This is a genomic window from Sphingobacterium sp. B16(2022), assembly GCF_012030425.1.
GTDB lineage: Bacteria > Bacteroidota > Bacteroidia > Sphingobacteriales > Sphingobacteriaceae > Sphingobacterium > Sphingobacterium anhuiense.
On record NZ_JAAUVN010000003.1, the window covers coordinates 72294 to 97379 of the forward strand.

The 25086-nt window shown below is 34.1% G+C and carries 20 protein-coding genes; 8 read left to right on the forward strand and 12 right to left on the reverse strand.

Annotated features, from left to right (window positions below):
- Positions 1–6 precede the first annotated feature (6 nt).
- The 4 genes from HCX49_RS15015 to HCX49_RS15030 all read right to left on the reverse strand — a co-directional run bounded on the left by HCX49_RS15015 (position 7) and on the right by HCX49_RS15030 (position 5074).
- Entirely contained in the window at positions 7–1080 is a 1074-nt protein-coding gene (locus HCX49_RS15015) for a glycosyltransferase family 4 protein (RefSeq protein ID WP_168127555.1), read from the reverse strand.
- Between the two features lie 87 nt (positions 1081–1167).
- Entirely contained in the window at positions 1168–2346 is a 1179-nt protein-coding gene (locus HCX49_RS15020; RefSeq protein ID WP_168127556.1) for a glycosyltransferase family 4 protein, read from the reverse strand.
- Between the two features lie 428 nt (positions 2347–2774).
- Positions 2775–4040 carry a glycosyltransferase gene (locus HCX49_RS15025; protein WP_168127557.1) on the reverse strand — a complete coding sequence of 422 codons (1266 nt, stop codon included), beginning with the start codon at positions 4038–4040 and terminating at the stop codon, positions 2775–2777.
- Between the two features lie 2 nt (positions 4041–4042).
- Entirely contained in the window at positions 4043–5074 is a 1032-nt protein-coding gene (locus HCX49_RS15030; protein ID WP_168127558.1) for a glycosyltransferase family 2 protein, read from the reverse strand.
- A gap of 291 nt (positions 5075–5365) precedes the next feature.
- On the opposite strand from HCX49_RS15030, the gene HCX49_RS15035 reads away from it, so the two are divergent.
- A complete protein-coding gene (locus HCX49_RS15035) occupies positions 5366–6154 on the forward strand; it encodes a glycosyltransferase family 2 protein (RefSeq protein ID WP_168127559.1) in 789 nt (262 codons plus the stop codon).
- Between the two features lie 63 nt (positions 6155–6217).
- Here the strand turns inward: HCX49_RS15035 and HCX49_RS15040 are convergent, their stop codons facing one another.
- On the reverse strand, positions 6218–7312 hold the full coding sequence (locus HCX49_RS15040; protein WP_168127560.1) for a glycosyltransferase family 4 protein: 1095 nt from the start codon (positions 7310–7312) through the stop codon (positions 6218–6220).
- 431 nt (positions 7313–7743) lie between these two features.
- On the opposite strand from HCX49_RS15040, the gene HCX49_RS15045 reads away from it, so the two are divergent.
- From HCX49_RS15045 to HCX49_RS25420, 4 genes are all read left to right on the forward strand, one after another.
- Positions 7744–8229: a SixA phosphatase family protein gene (locus HCX49_RS15045; RefSeq protein WP_168127561.1), complete on the forward strand. Its 486-nt coding sequence runs from the start codon at positions 7744–7746 to the stop codon at positions 8227–8229.
- Between the two features lie 22 nt (positions 8230–8251).
- Positions 8252–10255: a thioredoxin domain-containing protein gene (locus HCX49_RS15050; RefSeq protein ID WP_168127562.1), complete on the forward strand. Its 2004-nt coding sequence runs from the start codon at positions 8252–8254 to the stop codon at positions 10253–10255.
- Positions 10256–10285: 30 nt separating this feature from the next.
- The gene (locus HCX49_RS15055; protein ID WP_021190473.1) at positions 10286–10783 is read left to right on the forward strand and encodes a peptidylprolyl isomerase; all 498 of its coding nucleotides are present in this window, start codon (positions 10286–10288) and stop codon (positions 10781–10783) included.
- A 507-nt stretch (positions 10784–11290) separates the two neighbouring features.
- The gene (locus HCX49_RS25420) at positions 11291–11560 is read left to right on the forward strand and encodes a hypothetical protein (RefSeq protein WP_206368521.1); all 270 of its coding nucleotides are present in this window, start codon (positions 11291–11293) and stop codon (positions 11558–11560) included.
- Positions 11561–11644: 84 nt separating this feature from the next.
- On the opposite strand, the gene mnmD is transcribed toward HCX49_RS25420, so the two are convergent.
- A complete protein-coding gene (mnmD, locus tag HCX49_RS15060) occupies positions 11645–12310 on the reverse strand; it encodes a tRNA (5-methylaminomethyl-2-thiouridine)(34)-methyltransferase MnmD (protein ID WP_168127563.1) in 666 nt (221 codons plus the stop codon).
- Positions 12311–12513: 203 nt separating this feature from the next.
- Between mnmD and HCX49_RS15065 the strand changes: the two genes are divergently transcribed.
- On the forward strand, positions 12514–13725 hold the full coding sequence (locus tag HCX49_RS15065) for an FG-GAP repeat domain-containing protein (RefSeq protein ID WP_168127564.1): 1212 nt from the start codon (positions 12514–12516) through the stop codon (positions 13723–13725).
- Positions 13726–13786: 61 nt separating this feature from the next.
- Here HCX49_RS15065 and HCX49_RS15070 read toward each other — a convergent pair whose 3' ends face one another.
- The 5 genes from HCX49_RS15070 to HCX49_RS15090 form a co-directional block, all read right to left on the reverse strand.
- A complete protein-coding gene (locus HCX49_RS15070; RefSeq protein WP_168127565.1) occupies positions 13787–14938 on the reverse strand; it encodes a metallophosphoesterase in 1152 nt (383 codons plus the stop codon).
- 8 nt (positions 14939–14946) lie between these two features.
- Positions 14947–16398: a RagB/SusD family nutrient uptake outer membrane protein gene (locus HCX49_RS15075; RefSeq protein WP_168127566.1), complete on the reverse strand. Its 1452-nt coding sequence runs from the start codon at positions 16396–16398 to the stop codon at positions 14947–14949.
- A 9-nt stretch (positions 16399–16407) separates the two neighbouring features.
- On the reverse strand, positions 16408–19755 hold the full coding sequence (locus tag HCX49_RS15080) for a TonB-dependent receptor (protein ID WP_168127567.1): 3348 nt from the start codon (positions 19753–19755) through the stop codon (positions 16408–16410).
- Positions 19756–19886: 131 nt separating this feature from the next.
- A complete protein-coding gene (locus HCX49_RS15085; RefSeq protein ID WP_168127568.1) occupies positions 19887–21074 on the reverse strand; it encodes a FecR family protein in 1188 nt (395 codons plus the stop codon).
- Positions 21075–21174: 100 nt separating this feature from the next.
- Positions 21175–21756, reverse strand: a complete 582-nt coding sequence (locus tag HCX49_RS15090) for an RNA polymerase sigma factor (RefSeq protein ID WP_168127569.1) — start codon at positions 21754–21756, stop codon at positions 21175–21177.
- Positions 21757–22124: 368 nt separating this feature from the next.
- On the opposite strand from HCX49_RS15090, the gene HCX49_RS15095 reads away from it, so the two are divergent.
- Complete coding sequence (locus tag HCX49_RS15095) at positions 22125–23375, forward strand: dicarboxylate/amino acid:cation symporter (RefSeq protein WP_168127570.1); 1251 nt, start codon at positions 22125–22127, stop codon at positions 23373–23375.
- On the opposite strand, the gene HCX49_RS15100 is transcribed toward HCX49_RS15095, so the two are convergent.
- A complete protein-coding gene (locus HCX49_RS15100; protein WP_132769101.1) occupies positions 23364–24311 on the reverse strand; it encodes a lipid A deacylase LpxR family protein in 948 nt (315 codons plus the stop codon). The two genes, HCX49_RS15095 and HCX49_RS15100, sit on opposite strands and share 12 nt — an antisense overlap.
- Positions 24312–24668: 357 nt before the next feature.
- Between HCX49_RS15100 and HCX49_RS15105 the strand changes: the two genes are divergently transcribed.
- Complete coding sequence (locus tag HCX49_RS15105) at positions 24669–25079, forward strand: cytochrome c maturation protein CcmE (protein ID WP_168127571.1); 411 nt, start codon at positions 24669–24671, stop codon at positions 25077–25079.
- The last annotated feature ends 7 nt before the right edge of the window (positions 25080–25086 follow it).

Sequence of the window (25086 nt, forward strand, 5' to 3'; positions counted from 1 at the left end):
GTATTCTTACTTTAACACTTCTTCATATAGGTTCCAATATTGTTTTGCTGCCATATCCCATGAAAATTGTCCGGCCCACTTTTTTATATGGGAACTTCTATCAGTAGAATTAATTAAGTTCATAATGTGAAATTTACCAAAATTAATCATATAATCCTTCTCGGTTGAATCTAAGAAAAAAGCTTCCTCACCACCGATTTCTGGTAAGCACGTATTTGTAGATAATAGCACTTTCTTACCAAAAGACATGGCCTCTATAACAGGTAAACCAAAACCTTCGGCAATTGACGGAAAAACAAACATGGCGCAGTTACTTAGATATTGATATTTTTCTTCCTCCGTAATTGGCCCAGTAATAACAACACGATCCAAAACTCCTAATTCTTTAGCAATAGATAGGATATACTTATCATAACCAATTTCATTGACAACACCACTTATTACTAGTTCTAGATCATTTCCAACTAATAAATATGGCAAAACATGAAAATTCTTTTTATGGTTTACAGTACCAATTGTAAATAACAGTTGTTTTCTAATATGCTGATTATTTTCTGCAGAATGATATTGATTTACAATTTCTGTCTCAATATTATTCCCATTATACACTATATGTATAGGTTTACCTCTTAAATCACAGTGTTGTTCCAAATCATTTTTAACATACTTAGAGATAGCAACAATACAATCTGCACGATCCAAATTGTCCTGCAGTTTTTTTAAATAATATTTTTCCTTTTGTACAGATTTTCCTTCCTTAAGAAAGTTAAGATCATGAATAGTAGATAAAACTTTAGTTTTTGTGCCTTTACTTGGAAAGTATGAACTCAATTGATATGTTGAATGCCAGAGGTCTACATTATTAAACCTAGGCATCCAAAATTTATGTAACGATTTTTGCTTAATATAATTAACTCGGTCACCAAAGTCTTTTTTAATAGCATCCGGATAATAAAATGATAATTCAGCATCAGTTGTTTGGTTTTTCAATAAAGATAAGCCAAGGTGTTTACAAAAGAAATATAAGCCTGTATGCTTATGTTTCATTCTTTCAGTATCAAATATAATTTTATAACTCATTGACTCAATATCACACTTTCGATTAACAGTTTTTTCCTTGATAATAAAGGAATCCCTAATTAAAAAAATTGATTTTAGAAACTTAAACTAATCTTTAATCAAGGAGTCATTTAAAAACTCTTCTTCCAAAACTTCACTATGGTTATTTAGAAAATAGCTTTCTCCTTCAGATTGTATTTTTTTATAATAGTTCTCATCATTAAAAAGCCTATTTATTTCATTGGCAAATTCTACTCCTGAGGATGCAACAATGCAACCATTCTGCTTCTTATTAAACAAACCATCTATTCCTCTTATATTAGTAACAACTGGCATGCCATAAGATAATGCTTCCACAACTTTAATTTTTATTCCAGTCCCAGTTAACATAGGACACATAAATACTTTCGCATTCACGAAAAGAGATTTTAAGTCTTCCACAACTCCAAGCGTTATTACTTGGTTTGAGCCAGAAAAATATTTACTAATACTACCAGCAACTACGATTTCAATATCTTTGTTGATATGTTGTAATACTTCCTTTAGGAACCATTTAACACTTCTTTTGTTATGATCATTGTCACTTGCTACATAAAAAAGTCTTCGAGAGTCTTTATTACATAAAAACTCCGATTTACGATTAGGAAATGAAATAGGAACTAGCTGTACTGGTTTTTGGGTAAACTGCTCAAATATATATTTTTCTTCTACAGAATATGTCCAAATTTCATCAAACTCTTTTAAGATGCCCACTTCCTTTTCTAATATTCGATATGGCAATGATGTTGATTTCTTAGCTCTATATGTGGTTAAATACTGACCTGTTATAAAATCATGTGTATCAATTATTGAAATTTTATATGATTTTAAATTTTTAATAAGACTTCCCCAATTAACATAACTAATTATAGCAAAATCGTATTTTTTATTTCCAGTAAATTTTTTAAAATTAAATTTTAAAAGATATGTTGTTAAGTCGATTTTACTCTTTGTAAAACCGAAGATAAACTCCCATATTTTATACTTGAAAATATAACTCAAAAACTTTTTCCTGTCTATTTTCCTATCCAAAACAACAAGATTAATTGTAGGATACTTATCTGCGAACATCCTAATACTTTCATCATTCCAATTACCCCAAAATCGCTCTGTAATGAAATCGACATCAAATTCTCCAGATTTTCTGCTAAAATAGTCCAACATCTTAACAAACCTTGTAATATTACCAGCCTTGTTATTAAATGGATTATCAGGAACGAAATAAAGTATTTTTTTCTTCTTCGACATTTAAAATGCTTAAATTAATGATCGATACATATTGTCATACGACTACGACCAAAATGGATATTATTTACTAATTCCACCAACAGATATTGATTTTAGATCTTTTAAAACTTTTTTAAATATAAATTTATAAAAACAGCAATAACTTCTTAACGAAAATAATACACGAAACGCAACACAAAAAGAATTATTTATTTTAATATTATAACTTACTACTAATGATATCATCACAATAAAAGTTATTATAAAAAAATAGGTTTACAATGATATCCAAATTGTAATTTTGAACTAATTCAAAGTAAACAAAATGGTAGATGTAATAGAAACCTATAATATTTAAAATTTTAATGGTATTGCGATCAATTAAAAAATGAGCCGTCGTAAAACTCAATAAATAGCATTACTAATATTCTATATATTATTTTTGGCTGTCATATTCTAATATTTTTCGTAACAGCGGACGAATATACAATCTCTTGAACAAATTTTTGCCATTTTTCACTTATACTTTCTTCACTAAAGTCCTCTATACTTATTTTAGCATTCTTTCCCAACTGATCACGTAGCGCTGGACTGACCATCAACTTTTCTAAACACACACACAATTCTATATTATCATTTACCAAAAAACCTGTTTCATTATGTTTTATTATTTCATTAACTCCAGAACAGCTCTTAAAACCAATTGCAGGAAGACCTGCGGACATTGCCTCGGCAAGAGCTAGCCCAAATCCTTCATACTTACTAGGAAATATAAATATATCAGCTTCTTTCAATTTTTGAATTGGATCCTCAGTAAATCCTTTCAAGAAAATTCTATCCTCCATATTTAAATCAGTAATCTGTTTTTGTAAACGTTGCATATCTGATCCTACTCCCCACAATTCAAAATCCCAATTTATATACTGGGGCGCTAATTTTGCAAAACTTTCAATAGCGAGATGTTGTTGTTTACATGCCATATCTAAACGAGCAATGTGAATAACCTTGTATCGATCTTTTGAAATAAAATGATTAACAAACTCCTTAATTCTGGGGACAGGATTAGGAATTACGGCAATTTTGCCGACAAAACAATCTGGTAAGTAATCAGAATAACCTGCAAATAGTAATTGGACTCCAGCAAGATTCTGAAATGAATTTTTTAATAATTTGACTTCGAATGGTTTTCTACCTCCAAAAATATTTGTATAATCATAATCTGGTCTACCATTGACAGAATCAATAATTGGAACAGTTATTTCATTATTATAAGTAATCTCCAATAAAGAGCCTATTGACATAGTAATAATTACATCAGGCTTTACTTCATCAATATAAGTTTTCCAGGCTTTTGCACGACGTTCCAAATTATAAACAAATAGATTTTGTTCGCCTTTCATGCTCATTTTTAAAATAGAATTATAAGCCTTGGCATATTTTTTACGAATTTTATGAATAAGCCAATTTAAAGGATTACTTCCACTATAATTTGATATAGGAATTTGATTTTTTTGTATTAGATCGGGGCTATAGATGTTTGTTACTTTAACTAGTGAGTGTAACTTGAATATCGCCTTTCCTGAGATATTCTCATTTGTTGCAATTTCAACCTGATGCCCATTATTAACAAAACTGTTAGCAAGAAAAGAACAGATCTTTTCTGTTCCCCCACTTCCGTTAATAAAATAAAGATGCTGAACCAACAATATTTTCATAATCAATTATTCTTTGCTCCTATTTTGCTTTGAAGCCTTAATGTTTTCTTTTTCGAAAATGGAACGAATTTCAGCAAAAACAATTTCAGCTTAATTTTTCTTATTTTTTTATCTTCACATTTTCTATAAAATTCTTCAAAGTCTTGATATGTGTTTGCTGACAAGAAATACCTAAATAAAAAGCTTAACTTTTTTTTATCGTTTTCAGTTAAAAATGGAAGTACCTTATCATTCATAAAAACACGAATAAGTCCAAAAAGTCTCTCTCTTTGAGAATTATTTAGAGACATCTTTAAATACCTAAGTTCGAAAGGTTCATGTTCTATAAAAAGTGCCAAATGAAGGGCATGTGATTTATGAAGATTATATTTTGTATAAAAATTCTTTAAAATATTGAACCAAATTGGAATCTGATCTAAAACTTTATCGCTATTTTGATTGATAATATTATGATTTTGATCATCATGTTGACGATAGTAATAGGAACTATTTGGACTTAAGCTAATTTGGGTTGTTAATGCAAGTAATTGATGCGAAAATAAACCGTCCTCACATGGTTGTATACCAACAGGAAATCTAACTTCAGGATATTGTTGCAAAAATTCCCGTTTTAAAAGCATCCCCCAAGTAGGTAAAGCCATAATATTGGGGAAACGAGAGCAACTATGTGCTCCAACGACAACGATATCACTTTGACTACTTATAGCAATATCAAATGAATTTTTTAAAAATGTATTCTCCATTGTATCGTCTGCATCCAGAAAAAAAACATATGATCCGGTTGCTTCTAGTAGCCCCTTATTTCTAGCTACCGATACCCCAGAATTACTCTGGTAAAAGTAATGGATATGAGCATGCTCGACTACATATTTCTCACAAATTAACGCTGACCGATCAGTACTTCCGTCATTTACCAAAATTAATTCAATACATTTGATATTCTGATTTAAAACACTCTTTATAGCCTCCTCAAGAAAAGATTCACAATTATAGATTGGAATAACAACAGAAACATCAACTTTATTAGCACTCATATATCAAATCCTTATTCGTTAAATTTAAATTCATAATACATTAATTATCAAACTCTGAAAAACTCATTTAGTAAGAAGTAGTGCGCCAGTCAATTTAAAATATCAATTTTAAAAAATCTTAAAATAAAAAAGTATTATGTTATTACCAATATAATGAAACGAAATTATAACTTTTATTTCTTTTTAAACCTATCTTACTGAAAATATAGAGCCATGATATGGGATTAGTAAAAAAAAGAATTGAATAATTAATTTGTAAAATTTGTAATTTAGGGGCAGAATAAATTGAATATGACGAATCAAAACACCAAGCTATCGATAATAACAATAAATTTAAATAATAAAGATGGTTTAAAAAAAACACTAAAATCAATTGATAATCAGTCAAATAAAAATTTTGAATATTTAGTAATTGATGGAAATTCATCAGATGGGAGTCAAGATTTAATAAACAATTCTGGATTTATTGATATTAAAATTTCTGAAAAAGATAGTGGAATCTATGACGCAATGAACAAAGGTATTCAACTGGCAAAAGGCGAATATTTATTATTCCTCAACAGTGGAGATTACCTTAACAACTCCGAAGTGATTAATAATATTATATCGCAACTAGATGGCGAAGAAATTATTTATGGATCTCTGATCTATGAGGATGAAGATAGTTCAAGAGTTCAACACTACCCAAGTAAATTAACCTTTAGCCAATTCCTTTATGAAACTATAGGTCACCCATGCTCATTCATAAAAAAAGATTTATTTACAAGATATGGATTATATGATACATCTTATCCAATAGTTGCTGATTGGGCATTTTTCACTAAAGTAATTGTCAAAGAGAATGTCAGTACCAAACATATTAATGAAATCATAACCAACTTTGATCTTACGGGTATTACAGCTAGACCTGAGAATCACGATAAAATTAATGCAGAACGTGATCGTTTTCTCAAAGAAAATTTTTCTTTTATACTTGAAGATTTCACTAGAACTACTGCGGCTGTAAAAAAATTAGAAAGAATCCAATCATCAAAAGGATTTAAAATACTTAAAGCATTCGGAGTAAAGAAATTTCAGTAAAGGATTTATTGAAATTTCTGAATCTACTTGGTCTGTCAAAGAAAACCGATAATTACAGTTATTTTAACCTAAGCTTTTATAGATTTTAATTGTTTTTTCAATACATGAATGCATGCTGTAATTTATTAATTTTTCTTTTCCTTTATTTATTAAGCTTTCACGTAATAATTTAGATTCAAGCAAACTTTTCATTTCACTAACAAAAGAATCTAAGGATTCCACTTCAAAATAAGCCGCGGCATCTCCTGCAATCTCTGGAAAGCAACTTGCATTACTTAATAATACCGGACATTCATTTTTAAAAGCTTCCAAAATAGGCAAACCAAACCCCTCATAAAGAGAAGGATAAACAAAAAATAAAGCTTTCGTATATAATAGATTTAACTGCTCATCAGTAGCTGCTACGTGAATGACTTTATCTGTTATATGATTTCTATATAAAAGTTCCTGTTCAGAAATTGCCAAGCTACTACCAGCCAATACAAGTTTGAGTTCAGGAAACTGTATAGATAATTTAGAAAAAGCTTGAACCAGCAAACTAAAATTCTTATATCCGTATCGGTTACCGACATATAAAATATATAATTCCGGAAGGTTTCGAATATCTTCATAAACTAATGGTTGATTTAAATCAATACCATGATAGACTACTTCAATTTTATCTTCATTCAAGTTGTAATATTTCAGGATGTCACTTTTTGTTTTCTCGGAAACAGCAATTATTTTATCTGCTTTCTCAATATGCAATCGCTTATTGTGAGCAATTGGAGAATCCGATGAAAAAATATCTGGGTAATTTTCATAAATCATATCGTGAATTGTAATAACAAGTGGCTTCTTAAGATCCTGAATAAAATAGGGATCATAATATGTAGGATGAAAAACATCAATGGAGGAATTTTGAAGAGCATTTAATGTTACAAGTTGATTTTTCGTTATTGATTTATAAGGTTTTCGTTGATACTTCTTGATTTTTTCAATAAAATTGAAAGCTCTAATATGCTTTTCAGATAAATAATGATTGATATTACCATACACATCTATGCGATATGACATATCTTCAACCTTATCGATTCCATTCATCAATTCTACAAAATATCGAGAAATACCCCCAAACTTTTGTGCTGCAAAAATTTGATAATCAAATAATACCTTCATTAATCTTATATTTTATAATTCAATCAATTGCTATAAAATGAAAATTTCCTTTTCCAAAGTGAATAAATTCAGAATATGAATTTATTCACTTATATGAAGGCAACAATTATCATTTTTGACAAATATAATTCACTTAGTCGAAACTGCTTTCAACCTATCAAAACTTATTTTATGAAAAGCTTTAAAAACATCATAATCAAAGTAAATTACAAGCAAATAGTCTCGCAATAATACTGTTTGTAAGTATATCTTATTTGGTACTATATTGCAAGTAACTCATTCCTTATTTATCATTGAAATTAAGGATATGGTTATTCAAATCTTAACAAGTATGTCTAAATACAATATTACCATTAATTTAATGTTAAACTTTCCTATTCTTTGAAATAATAAATCGATTTTATTTATATTTATATGGATAACTTCAGAATATGTCTAAAAATCTCTATATCGTCCGTCATGCCAAGGCTGAACAGTCATTTTCTAAGAAAGATTTTGACCGTATATTATTAGATAAAGGCATAGAAAGAGCACAACGTGTTTCCCATCAGCTTGCTCTACAGATGCAAGCGGATTCTACTACGCTCTGTATCTCATCATCTGCAATCAGAGCATATCAAACTGCAGAAATATTTATTAAAACAATTAAATACCCTCAAATCGCTTTAATTAAAGAAGATCAGCTTTACGAGGCTACTTATTTGGATATTCTAAAACTAATCAACCAGGTTCCACCACATATTCATACACTATTTATATTTGGCCATAACCCTGGTTTATCAGATTTTATTGAATATGTGAGTAATGAATCTGTCCCTTTATCAACATCGCAAGTTGTACATCTTATTCTTGATGAGGGTTTTGATTTTAATACCCTAACATCCAATACTGCTACGCTTTTAAATACCATAGTATAATTCATTTTTGTACCTTCGGGTTATGGCAAATCAATTGCAATTTGAAAATTCTCCTTATTTGAAACAACATGCGCACAATCCGGTTCACTGGATGCCATGGGGGGAAGAAGCATTAAAGAAAGCACAGGAAGAAAATAAATTGATCATCATCAGTATCGGTTACTCTGCCTGTCACTGGTGTCATGTGATGGAACGCGAAAGCTTTGAAAATGACGTGATCGCACAGACCATGAATAAGTTTTATGTTCCGATTAAAATAGATAGAGAAGAGCGTCCCGATATTGATCAGGTCTATATGACTGCAGTACAGTTGATGACAAATGCTGGTGGATGGCCATTAAACTGCATCTGTTTACCTGACGGTAGACCCATCTATGGTGGTACTTATTTCAAAGCTCATGATTGGCAGAATATTTTAATTCAGATTGCCCGCATGTGGGAAGAACAACCTGCTGTAGCAATGGAATATGCTGACAAATTGACAAAAGGCATTCAACAGAGTGAGCGATTACCTATAAATGCAATACCGGAGCAATATAAGTTTGAAAATTTAGAAGATATTATAAAACCTTGGAAAGAATTATTTGATCCGAGAGACGGTGGTTATCATCGCAGTCCAAAATTTCCGCTTCCTAACAACTGGTTATTCTTATTGCGTTACGCTGTTTTATCGCAGGATACTGAAACACTAAGCCATGTTCATTTTACGCTCCAAAAAATTGCTTCTGGAGGTATCTACGACCACATCGGAGGTGGCTTTGCGCGCTATTCAGTCGATAGTGAATGGCATGTCCCACATTTTGAAAAAATGCTGTACGACAATGGCCAACTCATTTCCCTGTATGCAGAAGCTTATCAACAGCAACCCCATCCTTTATATAAACGTGTCGTTGAAGAGACAATTGCTTGGGCGCAACGCGAAATGTTAGCTCCGAACAATGGCTTTTATGCAGCTTTAGATGCCGATAGTGAAGGCGTCGAAGGAAAATTCTACACATTTGACATCGTCGAAATTAAAACGGTGTTAGGTGAAGATGCTGATTTATTTATCGCTTATTACAACATAACTGTTGAAGGTAACTGGGAAGAAGAAAAAACTAATATATTGATTTGTGACATTGATGCTGATAAAATGGCTAAGGAAGCTGGCTACAACACAGAAGAATGGGAAATTTACCTACAGTCAATAAAGAAAAAGCTATTTGACTACAGAAAAAATCGTATTCATCCTGGACTTGACCACAAACAGTTGGCAACATGGAACGCGTTAATGCTAAAGGGGCTGATTGATGCATACCGCATCTTTGATAAAAAGGAATACTTAGAGCTGGCTTTACTGAATGCTGAATTTCTGAAGAGTGAATTGATTGCCGGCGATTTCAGTATCTTACATCAGCCACAAGATTCAAATCGCAGTATCCCCGGTTTTTTAGATGATTACGCTTTTACGATCACTGCATTTACAGCACTTTATGAAGCTACATTTGAGGAAAAATGGTTACAAACAGCAACCTCATTACTCGATAAAACAATCGAATTATTTTATGATAGCGACGAAACAACGTTTTACTACAGTGCATCGAGCGCAGAAAAATTAATTGCCCGAAAAAGTGAAGTCATGGATAATGTCATTCCGTCATCTACATCAGCAATTTGTCATCAATTAAAAAAAATAGGCCTACTAACTGACAATGAGGAGTATACGGCAATTTCAGATCAGTTATTTGCCAATGTATTCCCACAAATCAAGACATATGGTTCTGCATATTCAAATTGGGCAATATTATTGTTAGAAGAATTGTATGGTTGCAATGAGATTGCGCTAACTGGAGAAGATGCACATGCATTTCGTAAGGAGCTAGATCATTATTACATTCCGAATAAAATTGTATTGGGTGGAACAAAAAGCAGTCTACCATTGTTATTAAATAGACAGGGTTTAAATTCAAAAGCATACCTTTGTCGAAATAAAACATGCAGTCTGCCACAGGATACAATTGCAGAACTTATAAAAATAATAGAATAATAACGGGGGATATCCCAAAAATCAAAACAAATGGCAATAGTAACTAATGACGTAGTAGCGTTAACTTACAAACTTCACACAATCGAAAACGGCGAAAAAGTATTCGTAGAAGAAACAACAACAGAAAATCCTTTAGACTTCTTATATGGTGTAGGCATGATGCTTCCTAAATTTGAAGAAAACATCGCTGGCTTAAATGTTGGTGACACTACTGCATTTGAATTATCTGCAGAAGATGCTTATGGCGAAAAAGACGAGCGTGCTGTTGCCCAATTACCAGCAGATATGTTCAAAGAAACTGGTTTACCTCCAGTAGGTGAGGTTATCCCTTTACAAGATAACCAAGGTAACCAATTTCGTGCAGTAGTTGTAGAAGTAACTCCTGAAGTTGTAGTTGCTGACTTAAACCACCCAATGGCTGGTAAATCATTACATTTCGAAATCGAAATTTTAAATGTACGTCCTGCAACTGAAGAAGAGTTATCTCATGGTCACTCTCACGGTGTAGATGGTACTCAAGGTCACTAATTCTGACCAAAATATTTATAAGAGACGGATGTTGGTTCAAACCAGCATCCGTTTTTATTTGTAGTAATTATAACGTATAGTCTAATTTCAGAAAGGAGCTAACAGTTCTGACTGTTGATTAATAACTTCAGCTATAAGAGAAATTGCAATTTTTCATCGATTTCGCGCTATGGCGGCTTCATTTCGTCGCCAGTATATGACATTTCCGCACGTGGCGGAATCGTAGTGACCACTGTATGTTTCATTTCCCCACGTGGCAGAATCGTTTTGTCCTATGACTGCATCATTTCACATATTATGGAATAGTGTCGTTGCTTGTATAAATCATTTCCCCACGTGACAAAATCGTTTCGTCGCCTGTCCCTGCCATTTCCTTACGTGGCAAACTCGTTTCGCCACCTGTCTGTTTCATTTACCCCTGTGGCGGAATCGTTTTATCCTTTGTCGAAAGCCTCCCGCCATAGTGCGAAACCATGCTCCTGTTTTGCAATAACTCTATAATGAAGCATGGCCCATAGCCTCCATAGCGTATTCTCAATCATGGCTACCGCGAATATTACACATCCTTCTTATTCATTTCAAAGTAGTCTGACTCTTAATTGTCACCAAACCATAAAATGGTCATGGCAGTCACCTCGTCCATATATTGACTTGAATAATCGAGACCCCAAGGACAAAATGAAAGAAGAATACGGAAAATATCTTCCTATCTGTGGCGTAACTGCACCGAATCGCCCAACTCACAAACCTATAACTTTTGAGTTTGAAAAACTTTAGCTAAATCCTGTTTTTTAAGAATTGTCTTTATAATCATATTGTTGTAACTTTCATATTCACAACCTACTATTATGAATCATTGCCTTAAACCTTTGTCGCCCGTAACATCTCTCTCTTCCCTGGTGCTCCCGGTGCTTTTTCGATCGTAAATCCTAGTGCTTTCATGCTTCTTTTGAGATTGCCGGTAATAGCATAGGTAACAAATACACCTCCTGGTTTTATAAATTTTGAAACATGTGCCAAAGCCTCATCTGACCACATTTCGGGTTGATGAATAGCGGCAAAAGCATCAAAGTATACCAAATCAAAAGTTTTATCTGAACTAAAATCCATCAATAAGGTATGATCGATATGTAAATTTGTATTTGAATCAATCTCTGTTGTTTCATTTAGAGCTTGGTTATAACCTGTTATATAATTATTCCAGTTTTCTTCAGAAACGAATGCATCATAACCAATTTGCTGAATAACCTCCAGTGACAATGGATAGCCTTCTATACCTACATAATCTACCGAAATTTCTTTACCAGATGTATAAGCGAGCGTTTGCGTAAAGTTTAAGCCTGTTCCAAAACCGACTTCCAAAATAGCGATATCCTTAAAGGAGTGTTTCTGAATGTAATAATCAAGTCCTGTCTGAATAAAAACATGTTTACTTTCTTGAACAGCTCCATGTTTGGAGTGGTAGCACTCTCCTATTTGTTCATTAAACAATGTTTTTGAACCATCTCCTGTTGTTACAAATTCCATTTCACGCATAGATAACAAAAATAGAATAAAATGAACTTAATTGCTATGGATATCCATATAATCAGTCTTTATATTTCATTGAGGTTATTAAAAGTAAAAAACAATACCTCATAAAATTGTTTGTTCTTATCAAGAAAATTTAAAAACCTTTCATTAAAAATGAATAATTATTTATATATTAACATCTTGTAAACAAAATGATTATGAAAAATTACATCCAACAATCACTAAGTTATATGAGCATATGCTTATTGTTTGGCTCTACGCAATGCAGTGTGGCTCAACAGAAATATTTTAATGATGTGACGTTAACAAATATTCCACAAGATGCAAAAGCGCATGCTTTGGATGTAATCCTTATCGATGTTGATGCAGATGGAGATCTTGATCTTGTACTGGCTCTAGAATCTGAACCCAACAGATTATACCTTAACGATGGAAGTGGTAAGTTTTCTTGGAAGAAAGGTGTTTTTGCTGATAAACCGCATGATACCGAGCATGTAAGGGCGGCAGATTTTAATAAAGATGGTTTTATAGACCTTATTTTTGTGGCTGAGGATGATCAGAACCATGAGTATTATCTAGGTAAAGGTGATGGCACATTTATCGATGTATCCGATCGGCTATTAGGCAAAAGCGAAGCTAACGGTCTGGATGTAGCAGATGTCAACGGAGATGGCCTTATGGATATTGTTATCGGTAATTCGGGCAAATCACCACAAAATTTCTTATGGATAAATGATGCTAAGCGACCTGGGTATTTTTTAGACCATACTTCAATTTCACTTCCACAGGTTGAAGATCAAACTCAATCCGTCAAATTTGCAGATTTGGACGCAGATGGTCACATGGATATGATTATTGGTAACGAAACTCCACCAAATCGTTTATTATTTAATGATGGAAAAGGAAATTTCATAGAACATACTGCAGGATTACCGCTCATGGTACCCTTACACACGCGCGAGGTGATTGTATTTGATGCAAATGGCGATGGGAAACCCGATATACTTTTCGCCAATCTAACAAGTAATGGGGGCGCAAAAGATAAAGATCCCAGAGCCCGATTGCTTATAAATCAGGGCGACCGTCGTTTTGTAGATGAAACAGAATCTAGAATGCCAGAACAAACATTTTCTACGTATGCGGCTACTGCAATTGATTTTGATCATGACGGACACTTAGACATTATACTGAGTGCAATCAAGATTCCTCCTTTTGAAGAGATGCAAGTGCAAGCTTTAAGAAACGATGGAAAGGGTCACTTTTCTTTTGTTACTGACAAAACAATCCCTGAAATTACACGTGGTAGAAGCTGGGGTATTGCAGTTGACGATGTCAACGCGGATGGGATAGCTGATATGGTGATCGGCGGATGGGGCTCTCAGGTTCGTCTGTTATTGGGTCAAAAATAAATTTTAACAAATAGGCTGGGAAAGTCCCAGCCTAAACATTCAATTATAAAAGAATAGGACTTTATTGTGCTAATCTCTTATTCTTCTTTACATCATCATAAATGACGCTCGTCTTATTTCCCTCAATAAGTAATCCACGACTTTTGCCTCCTATTCTATTTGCTTCATTATTCACATTTACAGCAATAACGCGACCTTTATAAAAAGAGGTAACTTCCGGAAAAATTGTATGTCCAAGATATATTCTTTTAGCACTGTAAATCTGCAGTATTGTTTCTAAATCTGCTTCGCTTAAAGGGTGGTACTTTTCTTCTTGACGAACCATGCCGCGATACCACAAAGGCCCTTCACTACCAAATAGAAAAGTACCTGCACGCGACTTATGTCTCTCTTCTTTGGTTTGAAACAAATAAAAACGAACAGAATCATTTACTGCAGGTATTGTCCATTGTGGATCTAGCATGGTATGACTAAGTCCTGCATGTACAAAAAGATGATCCCCTATCTTCTCCATCGTATTTTTACTTTGTAGCCATTTTCCTAATTCAGTATCTAATGACCAGAAATCACGATAATCTTTTCCAATAGCGTCAGCAAGCATTTTATACTTATCTTGGGTGTATTTATAATTACCTCGTAAGATCATTTCTTCATGATTGCCCAAAAGAAAGTGCACCTTACCGCCAGCTTTTTCAGCCTCGTTTTCCAATTTATAGATTAACCAAAAGATAGGTAATACGTCTTTACCGCGATCAAATACATCTCCGATAATGACCAAGTTATTTTTTCCAAAAGTCCATTCATAATGATTTCCAATTACTTTCTGCGCTTTTAGAATAGCATAAAAAGATTGAAAATCGCCATGAGGATCTGACAGAACAAGGATCTTATTACTTTTTGGAGAATTCCAGCTAGGGGTCTTAAGCGGGTGTCGCTTTACTTCAAACTGATGTTCACCATCTTCTGTCACGACTTTAAATGATGATTTAACCGGTACTTCACTTCGAATCTCACCATTATCGACACGCACAAGCTTCGTTCCTCCATTTTCATAAAAGAAATAGGGACCATCGTTATTTCCCAATGTTGTTTGACTATGTGTATCGGCAATCTGAAAAAGAACAAATACAGCTGTCAAAGCACAAGTTATACTGGTCCAAGAAGGACCAGTATAATTGACTTTAAGATATTGTTTAATGCAGTTATACATCATAATATAGTTTAATATCCGTCGTTTTGAACGATGTTTTTATTCGCATCAATCTCAATTCGTGGAATAGCCATCAATGTTTTGAAAAATGTGCGATCAAACGATTTGGTTTCAGGTCTTAAAGATGGCGAAACATGAGCACTACCTTTACGCTCTATACGCATATTGTTGCGTAATGCATCAAAAAGTCGATGTCCCTCACCTACAAGTTCACGACGGCGCTCTTCCATAACTCGTTCTAGAGTAACGACACCAGAAACAGATTTTGCAGGATTAGCACGAGAAACTATAGCGTTAAGATACTTCAAAGCATTTGCACTGTCGTTTAGTTTAACGGCAGCTTCGGCTGCAATTAAATATCCCTCCGAAAGACGAAGAACAGGAACATCTGCAAATTCAGGATTTTCACCATCAGCAGTATTTCCAGGATATTTGTTCAAATAATAATAGTCAACCTGTTTACTGGTATATTTTGTAATGACCTTATGACGGACATCATTGGAGTCATCTTTGATTAACTTCATGTAATCGTCCGATAAAATAATGTCATTATATCCATTTCTCCACAATAGATACCCTATTCCTTCTTTTCCAGGACCGTTTTCAGTCTTTACAATAGATAGCTGAAACAAAACTTCATTTGTAAAATCCTTTGACCAAACAGAAGCGTATTCACTATTTGTCCATAACAGATATTGACCTTTAGTCGAGCTCTGTGTTGTTTCCGCTTCTTTGATCAATTGCATCGCGACAGTTAAAGCTTTGGAATTTTCGCCCATATAAAGATATGCTCTTGCTAATAGTTGCTGTGCACCAAATTTATTAAGTTTGCCATTTTTTTTCGCAGCACTCATTAAGGTTACTGCATTTTCCAAATCACCTACAATCTGTGTATAGACTTCTTTTACTGAATTACGTGCAGGTTTATTAGTTGAATTATGTTTTTCTATTTCAATCGGTACCCCTAGTGAGGCCCCGTTGTTTTTTGTATAAGGATCTCCAAACACTTTAACTAAATCAAAATGTGCCAACGCGCGAAGTGTTAATGCCTGTCCTTTTATGTCATTGAGTTCATCAGTCAATTGTTCTTTCTCAACTCCATTAACGAAGGCCAAAACACCATTCGCATTTCTTAAAACACGATAAGGCTGATACCACAGTGATGAAGGAGTATTGTCCTTGTTAAAATCAAAAAGATAATATTTTGCCGCACGTTTTGTGTCACCGTTCGACAACATATCTTCTCCAGTTACATCGCCATAATAAGTCATACGAGCTCCATAATATTCAGAACCACGTAGAATATCGTAAATGCCATTTAAAGCATATTGAGCTTCTCGGGCAGATTTAATTGCTTCAGAACTTTCTGTAGAAGTACTTGGCTGGGATTTTTCCAACCATTGGTCCCCACATCCAACTAACAAAGTACAAGATATCAGAACCGTTGATAATATAAGTTTCATAGTCTTTTTTTAGAATTTAATATCCAAACCAAAAGTAACCGTCTTCAGTTTTGGGGATTCAAAATATACTGTACCATTTACAGGTACCTCAGGATCATAATTATTATAAGCTGCAAAAGTCAAAAGATTGACTCCTGAACAATATGCTCTGATATTACTCACTTTAAGACGACGTGCAATGTGTTGCGGAAGAGATACTCCGAAAGTCAAGTTTTTCAATCGGATATGATCTGTTGAATGAACACGACGTGTATTGGCTACACTGCTCATATCGTAAGTATTTCCAACCATAAACATTTCGATATCGATATCATCACCTGGCTTTTGCCATCTGCGTTCATAATATTGCGGAATATTATCATAACCCGTTTTTCCAGCAAGCTCTGTTTTACTCGCACCGCTATCGTATGAATAACCACCCAGAGAATATGTCCATGTAAAGTTTAGATCAAAAATCTTATAACGAAGGGTATTAGTAAAACCACCGATCAACTTAGGATCGACACTTTTATAAAGAATTCTGTTTGCTTTGGTATAATCTTCTGTGATATCTCTTGAATCTAGATTAGCTGGATCATTGATGTAATATTGTGGCACACCAGTTTCCTTACTTATCCCCGCAAATTCGATCAGATAATAGCTATACCATGGTTGGCCGACACGGTGAATCAATGTACCGTCCCTTAACTCAGAACTTCCATCAGCTAATGATATAGTCTTATTTCTGTTCATTCCAAAATTTAGATTTGAAGTCCATTTAAATTCAGAATCTCTTAAAATATCTGCATTCAAATCAACTTCTATTCCTGAGTTACGAAGTGCTCCAATATTGGTTAGATAAGCAGAAAAACCTGTTGTATAGGACGTAGGCATATCGTTCAATAGATCTGACGACTGGCGTCTGTACCATTCGAAGGTAGCTCCCAAACGATCAAAAAGACGAAGATCTAATCCAATATTTAGATTATTTTGTTTCTCCCATTGTAAAGCCGGGTTTCCAATCTGAGTTTCTCTTATACCAGGATTATTAAGATAAGGAAAACCAAAACCGGTCAAATCCATATAAGTATAATACGTATTGGGTAGAGTACCATTAGTACCATATGACACCCGAATCTTACCGTCAGTTACAACGTCACCTATTGATTCCATAAAGTTTTCTTTTGAAAACTTCCATGCTCCTGATAAGGACCAAAATTTCCCCCAACGGCTATCACGATGAATACGAGAGCTACCATCCATACGAACGCTACCACCAAAGAAATATTTATCATCATAATTATAGTTTGCTCTGGAAAGGTAAGACAACAAACGCCATTCTGAATTGGAACCAGAAAGATCTGTAATGACAGAACCATTTGAAAGAACAACTTTATCTACTGAAGGAAAATTATCTTTTGCACCATCAATTCCATCTTTGCGAAATTTATTAACCTCATATCCGCCCAATATATCCAAATGATGCTTGTTAGCAAAAGTCTTATTATAAGTTAAACTATTCCGCCATACGATCTGATTATAATCTGTAAAACTTGTAGTTAAAGAACCATTTGTTTTCTCACCGTCTGATGTACGTGGATCTGACCAAGAATTATATTTGGTATTGGTATGGTCTAAACTAAAAGTTGTATTAAAGACTAAACCATTAAAGAACTTATAATTGGCAAATACGGTATTAAAAGAACGATCACCCTGTTCTCTTCGGTAATTATACAAGGAAGTTGCTTTAGGATTACGCGGTCCATTAGAAAAGAAATCTGTGAAAAATGAACCATCTTCATTGTACACCGGCTCCGAAGCTGTAATCTTATGACGAGTTGAATAGATCGGTGAAGTATAAGCTCCTCCTTCTGAATTCACATCTTGAGCAATGTTTGAGTATAGAATATTAGCTCCAAGTTCTATTTTATCGCTCATTTTATATTTAACATTCAAACGGCCAGTTATACGCTCAAAACCAGATTGATAAGACAAACCTGTTTGATTGACATACCCCATCGATGTGTAGTAAGAGAGCTTACCATCACCTCCTGAAGCAGAAAGATCTGCATTTCTAAAAGGAGAATTTTGGCGAAACAATTCTTTCTTCCAATCTGTCCAACCACTCCAAGGTTTAGGTGCATACTTATCGATGTTCGCTTGTGCATATTCTTCTATTAAGTTATCATCGACCACCTTATCGATGTAACGAGCACGGTTTCGAAGTCCTTCCAAAAGCATCTCGCGTCGTTGGGGACCATCCATGACCTCACGGAAATCTGTTGCTTGACTTGAAAGACCATAAGCACCCTTAAATGAGAATACTGGCTTTCCAGCTTTTCCAGACTTTGTGGTAATCAAAATTACTCCACCAGCAGCACGTGATCCATAAAGTGAAGCTGCTGCGGCATCTTTAATTACTGTAATCTGCTCAATATCGGCATTACTCAAAGTAGACATGACATCCAATCCAGCATTATTTGAACTACTTGATGAAATATCATTAGACATTACCGGAACACCGTCGATGACAAATAAAGGTTTGCTAGAAGCATTAATAGATCCCATTCCTCTAATACGGATATCAGTAGCACCACCTGGCTGACCGGAAAGTGAATTAACTTGCACCCCAGGCGCATTTCCCTGAAGCATTGTCGAAAAATCGACAGCAGGCACGTCGGACATGCGCTCAGTACGGATTGTTGAAGCAGATCCAGTATAATCTGATTTCTTAAACGTACCATACCCCGTTACAACAACCTCTTCTAAATTTGCTTGACTAAACTGCAGGCTCACATTTACGGTCTCAGAAACAACTTCTACTTCTTTTCTTTCATAACCTAAAAAGTTAAACTGTAAGATAGATCCTCGTGATGCCACAATCGAAAAATTGCCATTTTGGTCGGTTCCTACAGTATTTTTTGTTCCTTTAATCGAAACACTGACACCAGAAAGCACCTGTCCACTTTGGTCTGTTACTTGTCCATGTACCGATTTTTGTTCGCTTAAGATTGTGATTTTGGAATTCTTAATAGTTTGTTGGTTATCAAAATCAGGTTTACCCGATTTAACGACGATAGACTTTCCATCTTTAATATAAGTCAGTCCACGTGGAGTTAGCAACTCGGAAAGGGCACGGTCTAACGTTACATTATCAAAATCTACACTTACAGAAGGCGTATTGTTGATAATTTCCGATTTACAAAGAACTGTATATCCAGTCTGCTTTTTGATTTCACGGAATACGTCAACAATAGCACTATTCTTCTTCTTAATACGTACCGTTTGAGCAAAACTTCCTGCATGAAGCTGTCCCACGGTAAACAAAAGAAGCATAATAATCATTTTCATAATAATGAGGTATTTATACTTTTTCATTACATTTGGTTGGTTTTGTTAGTTTAATAAATAGTTAGCAAGTATTTTTTAATTTTCGAACCAATTGCTGGGGAAGTACCACCTTCCTCAGCTACTTAAGATTACGAAATATTAGATTCTGAGTGTAATCATTATTTCATAAGCTTTACCCTCCTCCCTTCGATTTGAATTTTAATTTTATCGTCAGTCATTTTTATAATTTTTAACACTTTATCAAAAGTATCAAGTCGGGAAACGGATCCCCATAGCGTAATTTTTGAAAGACTAGGGTCTATATCGATATCTATATCATACCATCTTGCGACCTGTGTCAGCACTGTACCTAGAGGTTCATTATTAAACATAAACTCATCATTTGTCCAAGAGATACTTTCATCTATAGAGACTTGTTGCACACGAAGGTTTTCTCCATTGACCACTGCCTGTTCGCCTGGTGCAAGTACTTTCTCTTCTCCAGTGGGAACAGAAACTTTAACTTTACCTTCTTTTAAAGAAACTTTGGATTCTTTCTCATTTGGATAAGAATAGACATTGAAATGAGTTCCTAACACTTCTATTTTTTCCTTTGCAGTAATAACAATAAATGGTCTACCTTGCGATTTCGCTACTTCAAAGAAGGCTTCACCGTCTAATTCCACTAAACGTTGCTGTTCTGTAAATTTATCTGGGTATTTTAGACTTGTAGATGCATTTAGCCATACTTTTGTACCATCCGACAACTGAATCTCATATTGCCCTCCCCGCGGAGTTGATAAGGTCATCATCTGTCTTTTATCCGTCGAGCTACCTAAGGCTACGGAACCATCATTATAGGTGATACTACTGCCTATAACGATTCCATTATGGCTTTGATCTAATCCTAAACTGCTCCCGTCAGAAAAATGAAGTGTTGCTTTGTTTCCACCAGGGTGCAGGTTTTCTGCTAATTTTGTAACATCAATATTGTTATTGTGATCTTTACTTTTGATGGTCCAAATACCAAATATTGCTAATCCAATGATACAAGCAGCAACTGTATACCATAGTGGTAACTTTTTATAACTTGTCGTTTTCTTTAAAGATGGTTTCTCAATTTTTGTCATGATATTAGAGAGTACTCGAGATTCTCTTTTTTCGATATCTTTGACGTGCACACTATAATATTCTAGTTCTTGACGCAAATGATCAGCATTTTCCAACTTTTCTACCATGATTCGTAAATCTGGATATTGTTGAAAAAGCATCCGAAGCTCTCTATCTGTAGTTGGATGAATATTCCCTTTCAAATATTCTTGTAATAGGATTAAGGTGTTGTCTATATGATGCTTCGTGTGTGCCATTATTCATTTTGATAATAGAAACACGAGTTACTTAACAATCTTACAGCATATTTGAGAAAAAAACCTAAATATCTAATAATGAGTTAAATAAAATATATATTTACTTTTGGCCAACAAAAGATAAAAAAGCAAAAAGTGCTAATGTATTTTTTGTCTTTAACAGGTGTCTAATTGTGTTAATTGCCCGAGAACGGTTAGTGTATACGGCGGAAGGACTCATTGCCAGTTCTTCTGCAATTTCCTCAACGGTCTTATCTTCTAGGAAGGTTAAATTAAAAACTTCTTTTTGTTTTTCAGGTAATTTTTCTACTTCTGTAAAAATAGCATGAACAAGTTCGGCATGTATCAAATTCGAAAAGGCATCCTTGTCATCAACTAAAAGATCTTCATAGTCTGATAAAGATTCATGAATACCTTTGGAACGTTTTGCCCGAATCGTGTTAAGACTTGCATTTTTAGCTGAAATATAAACAAATGCCCGAAGGTTTTCCATAGTGGGGAAATTCATCCGACGATCCCACACCTTAACAAATACATCAGCTACGATCTCTTCCGCAATATCTGCTTCTTTAATATACTTCAGTATAAAAAAGAATAATTGCTTATAAAATCGATGATAGATGATAACAAATCCCGTTTGATCGTCTCCTTTCAAACTGTCTATCAATTGTGAATCTGTCATAAGGCAGTGTGAAATTAGACTATTTTTTCAAAAAAACGAAAAGGCATCTATTTAAAGTGATACATAGGTTAGAGTCACTATTTTGGACTAAAATAGAAAAGACTTTTTAGAATAACAAGTTGTTAACAATTATTTAAAATACCGGCATCATACCGTTAACCGTGCAGAGGCATTATACTACCAATAAGATGTACAAACCTTTTAACCATTAAATCAATAATAAAATTGCAAGCTGTTCGAGGTCTACCAACAATTAGACAAATCATATTCAAAATCAAACTAGTATAAATTGAAAATTTTGAATTTTAAGTTCCGTTCACTATATATTAAATGATATATAAATAAAAAAAACTAAATTAGTATCCACAATGACATACACAACCAATATATTTCTCCAAAATTATGGAAGCATCATCCTACTTATTGTAGGTATCCTTGCAGGGAGTATCTTAGGAATATATTTACCTACTATAGTTCCATATATCAAGCCTATAGGTGATATTTTCCTGAACTTGTTATTTGTTGCTGTCATTCCGCTAGTTTTCTTTGCTATCTCATCATCTGTAGCTAATATTGAAGGAACAAACCAACTCGGCAAGATCATCGGGGCAATGACCGGCGTCTTTTTAATGGGTGTACTCATTTCTGCCTGTGCTACGATTGCCGTCCTTTATTTCTTTCCTCTTGACGCTCCCATAGTACCAAATGGTTCAGAACTTCTGGACAATAATCCTGATGACACCTGGAGTGATAAGATGGTTCGCTTTTTAACCGTTTCAGAGTTTGGTAAACTACTATCACGAGAGAATATGCTTGCTCTTGTAATTTTCTCATTTTTAGTGGGTATAGCTACGCGAAAATCAAGTGCTGTTGCACAGCCATTCCTATCTTTCTTAAATGCTGGAAATGAAGTGATGAAAAATTTGTTGATCTTGATCATGAAAATTTCACCGATCGGTTTAGGTGCTTATTTTGCTTATCAAGTCAGTAGTTTAGGACCACAGCTTTTTGGTTTCTATGCCAAACCTTTAGGGCTTTATTATTTATTTGGAACCTGTTATTTTTTTGTGGGTTTCACTGTCTTTGCATTTATTGCGAATGGCAAATATGGAATTACCTCTTATTGGAAAAATAATATTATTCCCACGCTGACTGCATTAGGTTCTTGCAGTAGTTTGGCAACAATGCCTGCTAACTTACTGGCTGCAAAAAACATTGGAGTTCCAGATACTATCGCTAATGTGGTCATTCCTTTGGGAACAACGCTACATAAACAAGGATCCAGTATATCTTCTATTTTTAAAATATACGTTGCATTTTTGTTAATAGGAAAAGATTTTTTTGATCCGATGACGCTCGTTATGTCACTCGGAATTACTGTTCTAGTTAGTGTGGTAGCAGGCGGAATTCCTAATGGCGGATATATTGGAGAAATGTTAATGATCTCTGTGCTGGACCTTCCAATAGAAGCCGTTCCAGCCGTAATGATTATCGGAACGCTCGTTGATCCATTAGCGACCATATTAAATTCTACCGGAGACACTGTAGCAAGTATGCTCGTGACAAAATTTACCGGAAATAAATATCAGGTTGTTACAGCGGAGGTTTTAAAATCGTAATCCATAAAACAAGGATCCATATTGATGCGTACCATAAAGCATTTCTTTCGCTTCTCGTGATTGAAAGACATAGGATAATCCTAGGGTTGATCGACCACTTGCCAGCATAAATCCAACTTTATGGCTAGGCATGAATTTCTCAATCGTATATTGATCTCTGAATGTTTTATCATGTCCAATCCCGCCTTGAATAGTGGAATTATAGCCGTGATAATATAAGGATGGTATATAATAGAAAAATAATTCTCGATCGGTCTCCGTACTCTGAACATGTCCCTTAGTAAATGCAGAATGATAAAATGACCGTAAGCGCCCCCATCTGATAGGCAAACCAATATTTGCATTTACATGGTTCATTCCTAATGTTCCTGAACTTACACCCGAAATTTCGAAACTTCTGCCAGATGATCTATAGAACAGCCTTTGATACTTTAATCCTAGATCAACACCAAATGCATTTGGGATCTGCCCTTCCCAGCCAGATACTTCATAAATATTGAATACCTGATGGATAATTTTTTGCACCTCCTTTCCTTTTGCAAGTGGTCCAACCTGCCCGAATTCAACTTTTAAACTTAATACCTGTTCCTGTCTATAATACTGATTCAATTCACCCGATAGGTATAGATAGGCTGCAAACGGTCTATCCCATTGTGATGATCTATTATTATACAAATTAACCCCGTTGTACATCTTTTGTCCAAGCTCAATATCCAACACACGATTTTTAACTTTCGAAGTATCTGATTTTAAACCTAATCTATAGTTTATATTGATTCCATTTGTATAATAACGGTCCTGAGATGTTAATAAATAAACGTCATTATCATTTTGGAGAGCAATTTCACTTTTTAAAATTTTGCTTTGCGATAAAGCAAGTTGTAAAGGCAATATCCCTACGAGCAAACACACAATACGCAACACGATTATTTTCATTCGATCCAAATGATTGTAAAAATTAAGATATAAACTAAATTAAAGATATTTAATAAGATTAAATGTATGTTGTATAGAATGATTTAAACCTATTTTCAACGCATTATAAATTTATTTAGAAAGGTTATAAATAAACGATCCCGGTTGCAAATTTAGTTACTTCGCCAATCTATTCGTAATTTTGTATTCGATAAAGTGTTAATTTTTTTTAAAAATGAAACCATCATGAGCTTAAATCAGCTCATTAATAAAATGAATAACTGCTCATGATAGCTTCATGGCCTTTAAAACCGAGTGTTAGCGAGCTCAATAATACAAATAGAAAGCTGACGCTCATTTATTAAACAAATTATTCTAATGAAAAAAAGTTCCATTATTCTAATCGCCCTTATTGCTGTTGCAATTGCGATGATTCTTGTAATTTACACAGATTCTAGCACCTATTCAACTTTTACAGAAGCGAAAGAGAAAAAAACAGAACTCTATGTTGTAGGCGTACTTAATAAGGAAAAAGCATTGCATTATGATCCAAAAACTAATGCAAATCACTTTTCATTTTACATGTATGACAATGATAGTACAGAATGTCAAATTGTATTCAATGGTTCAAAACCTCAGGATATCGAACGATCTGAACAAATTGTATTAACAGGTAAAATGGATGGTAATGTATTTCATGCGTCAAAAATATTGATGAAATGTCCTTCGAAATATAACCAAGATAAAGTCGAGGTTACAGAAACTAACGCTACAGCATTTAATAACTAATATTCAT